Raw genomic sequence first — 4,112 nt, 5'->3', positions numbered from 1 at the left:
TGCGCGAGCCAGTCCAGCTGCTCGTCGGACACCTCGCCGTGGTGGTGTCCGGGCACGGAGCTGTCGAGGGTCACGATGCGCAGACCGTCGATCTCCTCGACGCGGTCGTAGGGCGCGGCGTCCCCGCTTTCGTCGTCGAGGAGCCGAGAGCGGAACGCCACCCGATCGTCGTGGTTGCCCATGACCCACATCACGCGTGCACCGATCGCGGCGGCGGCCGGTTCGACCAGGGAGCGCAGCCGGGTGTACGCCTCGGGCTCGCCGAGGTCGGCGAGGTCTCCGGTGAAGATGAGGGCGTCGGGTCGCACGCCGGAATCGACGATGCTCGCGAGCGTGCGCTGCATCCGTTCCGCGCCGTCGATCACATCGAACAGGCGAGCGCCGGGGGCGCGCAGGTGAGTATCGCTGAGGTGGAGCAAGGTCCGGTCGGGTGCCGGGTATTCCGCGGTGTGCATCGCTTCATCTCCCATCCCGGGGTCGAGCCGGGGTTCCGGGAAATGTTACCGGCATGTTTCGGCCCGCGAGGCCGGACACGGTGAACGATGACGAAACGTCACCTGACCGGCAGGTCACCTCCGGCGACGGCCGCGATCCGCTGGAAGTCGTCGATCGAGAGCTCTTCACCGCGCGCGGTCGCGCGCACACCAGCCTGCTCCAGGACGGCCGAGGCGGACGACGACGAGCCGCCGAGCACGTCCGCGAGGGCCTGCCGCAGCATCTTGCGGCGCTGCCGGAAGGCCGCATCCACGATCGCGAAGGTGCGCAGGCGCTCCCGCTCGGTGCCGCGGGGCGAGGCGTCGCGCGTGAAGGCGACCAGCACGCTGTCGACGTTCGGCACGGGCCAGAAGACCTGGCGCGACACGGTGCCGGCGAGCCGCCACGGACCGTACCAGGCCGCTTTGGCGCTCGGTGCACCGTAGACCTTCGAGCCGGGGGGCGCCGCGAGGCGCTCTCCCACTTCCGCCTGCACCATCACCACGCCGCGCTGCAGCTCCGGGAAGGTCTCCAGGAAGTGCAGCAGCACCGGGACCGAGACGTTGTACGGCAGATTCGCCACGAGCACCGTCGGCCGACCGGGCAGATCGGACACCCGCAGCGCATCCGCGGCGACGACCTGCAGTGCGCCGTCCGCGACGCCGTGAGCGGTCGCCGTGCCCGGCAGGCGTGCCGCGAGGCGCACGTCGATCTCCACCGCCGTCACGCTCGCCCCCGCCTCCAGGATCGCGAGCGTGAGAGACCCCAGCCCGGGGCCGATCTCGACCACGCTTTCGCCCGGACGCACATCGGCGACGTGCACGATCTTGCGCACCGTGTTGGCGTCGACGACGAAGTTCTGACCGAGTTTCTTCGTCGGGGTGACATCGAGCTCGGCGGCGAGGGCGCGGATCTCACCCGCGCCGAGCAGCTGTACGGGCATGGGTTCACTGTAGTCAAGCCCAGCATGGCGCTGTGCACGCCGGCGCGCACGGGTCTAGGGTGACGGCTGTGATGTCATCCGGTTCCACCCCCACGGCGGGGTTCTCCCTGAGCAGCTCGTACGGCCGGCGGGCCATCGCCCTGTCGATCGCCGCCGCCGTCGGCGGTTTCCTGTTCGGCTTCGACTCGTCGGTGATCAACGGCGCCGTCGACTCCATCGAGTCCGACTTCGCCCTGAACGACGTGATCACCGGTTTCGTCGTCGCGATCGCCCTGCTCGGGTGCGCCTTCGGTGCGATCCTGGCCGGAACCCTGAGCGACCGGTTCGGGCGCCTCAAGGTCATGCTGATCGGCGCCGTCATGTTCCTGACGAGCGCCTTCGGCTCCGGCCTCGCGTTCGGGGTGTGGGACCTCACCTTCTGGCGGCTCATCGGCGGCATCGGCATCGGCATCGCATCGGTGGTCGCCCCTGCCTACATCGCCGAGGTCGCGCCGCGTCAGATCCGCGGCACGCTCGGTTCGCTGCAGCAGCTGGCGATCACCCTCGGCATCTTCGCGGCCCTGCTGTCCGACGCGCTGCTGGCGAACATCGCCGGCGGCGCGAACGAGCCGATGTGGTTCGGACTCGACGCATGGCGATGGATGCTGCTGGTCGAAGCCATCCCGGCTCTCGTGTACGGCATCCTGGCGCTGACGATGCCGGAGTCTCCGCGGTACCTCATCGCACGCGGACGCATGGATGAGGCCAAGGAGATCTTCTCCCGTCTCATGCCGCCGGAGGATCTCGAGATCACCGTCAACGAACTCGAGAAGAAGATCCAGGCCGACCGCAAGAACGCGGGGGTGTCGCTGCGCGGTCCGGTCTTCGGCCTCCAGGGCATCGTCTGGATCGGGATCATCCTCTCCGTCTTCCAGCAGTTCGTCGGCATCAACGTGATCTTCTACTACTCCACGACGCTGTGGCGGGCGGTCGGCTTCACCGAGCAGAACTCGTTGCTGATCAGCGTCATCACGTCGGTGACGAACGTCCTGGTGACCATCGTCGCGATCCTGCTGGTGGACCGCGTCGGGCGCAAGCCGATCCTGCTCACCGGGTCGGTGCTGATGACGGTATCTCTCGCAGCGATGGCGATCTCGTTCGCCTTCGCCACCGGCTCCGGTGACGACGTGTCCCTCCCCGACCCGTGGGGTCCGATCGCCCTCGTGGCCGCGAACCTCTTCGTGATCGGGTTCGGCGCGTCGTGGGGTCCGCTCGTGTGGGTTCTCCTCGGCGAGATCTTCCCCAGCCGCATCCGCGGCAAGGCGCTCGGCGTCGCCGCGGGAGCGCAATGGATCGCGAACTTCCTCATCACGGTGAGCTTCCCCGTCATGTCCGGCTGGTCGCTCCCGCTGACCTACGGCATGTACGCCACGTTCGCGGCGCTGTCGTTCTTCTACGTCGCGTGGAAGATCCCCGAGACCAAGGGCATGGAGCTGGAGCAGACCGAGACGCTCTTCGTGCGCAAGAACGCGAAGGCTCAGAACGCGCCGTAGACCTCGAGGGTGTTGCGGGCCAGCTGCGCGCACAGCTCGTCGAGCTCGACCCCGAGCTCCTCGGCCATGAAGCGCACCGTGACCGGGATCAGGTACGGGGCGTTGGGGCGTCCGCGATGCGGGGTCGGCGTGAGGAAGGGCGCATCCGTCTCGACGAGGATGCGCTCGACCGGCGTCACGTGCAACGCGTCGCGCAGGTTCTGGGCATTCTTGAACGTGACGTTGCCGGCGAACGAGAGCCAGTAGCCGCGCTCGGCGGCGATGCCGGCCATCGCCTCGTCGCCGGAGAAGCAGTGGAACACCGTGCGTTCCGGGGCGCCGACGCGCGACAGCGTCTCGAGCACCGCATCGTGAGCGTCGCGGTCGTGGATCTGCATCGCGATGCCGTGCTTCTTCGCCAGCGCGATGTGCGCCTCGAAGGACTCGTGCTGCGCGGGGATGCCGGGCTCGTCGGTGCGGAAGAAGTCCAGCCCGGTCTCCCCGATCGCACGCACGCGCGGCTGTGCGGCGAGCTCGTCGATGACCGCGATCGCCTCGTCAAGGCGTCCCGCATCGCGATACAGCGGGGCCTCGTTGGGGTGGATGGCGACCGCCGCGAGGACGCGCGGATCCGACGAAGCCGCCCAGGCCGACCAGCGGCTGGACTCGATGTCTCCTCCGGCCTGCACGACGCCCGCCACGCCGACCTCGGCGGCGCGGTCGAGCTGGTCGGTGAGGGTCAGCGGATCATCGCCGTCCTCGATCTCGAGGTGGGCGTGATTGTCGTAGACGGGCACCGCCAGCGGCGCGGGCGCATCCGGATACCGGGTGTCGCGCGTCCCCTTCTCCCGCGTTCGCACGTACGCGCTCGGATCGCTCATCGCTCGCCTCTCCCCTCCATCCGGTCGCTCCACATCCTGCCGCTCCCCATCCTGCGGCTGCCCCGTGCAGCCTCCCCAGCCTCCCCCATCCTGCTGCATGTCCCACTTTCCGCTCGCATCCAGCCCCTCAAGGACAGAAAGTGGGACATCACCCGGCCATCACGCCCACTCCGCAGGGCATGTCCCAAATTCCGTCGCCATAGCCGCCCGTAGCGACAGAAAGTGGGACATCACCAGGCCGTCAATGCCGCAGGGCAGGGGGGGGATGCCGCAGGGCAGGGGGGGGGATGCCGCAGGGCAGGG

At 68.9% G+C, this 4,112-nt stretch carries 4 protein-coding genes; 1 reads left to right on the top strand and 3 read right to left on the bottom strand.

Annotation, left to right across the window (positions count from 1 at the left end; genetic code table 11):
- A partial coding sequence (locus tag B3S45_RS04915; RefSeq protein WP_286717714.1) for a metallophosphoesterase occupies window positions 1-455 on the bottom strand: 455 nt, incomplete at its 3' end.
- Between the two features lie 98 nt (window positions 456-553).
- Window positions 554-1,417, bottom strand: coding sequence for a 16S rRNA (adenine(1518)-N(6)/adenine(1519)-N(6))-dimethyltransferase RsmA (rsmA, locus tag B3S45_RS04910; protein ID WP_071042823.1), 864 nt, complete (start codon window positions 1,415-1,417; stop codon window positions 554-556).
- A 71-nt stretch (window positions 1,418-1,488) separates the two neighbouring features.
- Here rsmA and B3S45_RS04905 point away from each other — a divergent pair, with 71 nt between their 5' ends.
- Window positions 1,489-2,949: a sugar porter family MFS transporter gene (locus B3S45_RS04905; RefSeq protein WP_176759350.1), complete on the top strand. Its 1,461-nt coding sequence runs from the start codon at window positions 1,489-1,491 to the stop codon at window positions 2,947-2,949.
- On the opposite strand, the gene B3S45_RS04900 is transcribed toward B3S45_RS04905, so the two are convergent.
- A complete protein-coding gene (locus B3S45_RS04900) occupies window positions 2,934-3,809 on the bottom strand; it encodes a TatD family hydrolase (RefSeq protein ID WP_071042822.1) in 876 nt (291 codons plus the stop codon). The two genes, B3S45_RS04905 and B3S45_RS04900, sit on opposite strands and share 16 nt — an antisense overlap.
- Between the last annotated feature and the right edge of the window lie 303 nt (window positions 3,810-4,112).

This window comes from Microbacterium sp. UBA1612, from assembly GCF_002321605.1.
In the GTDB taxonomy this organism is placed as follows: domain Bacteria; phylum Actinomycetota; class Actinomycetes; order Actinomycetales; family Microbacteriaceae; genus Microbacterium; species Microbacterium luteum.
This window is presented reverse-complemented; position numbering and strand designations above follow the sequence as displayed.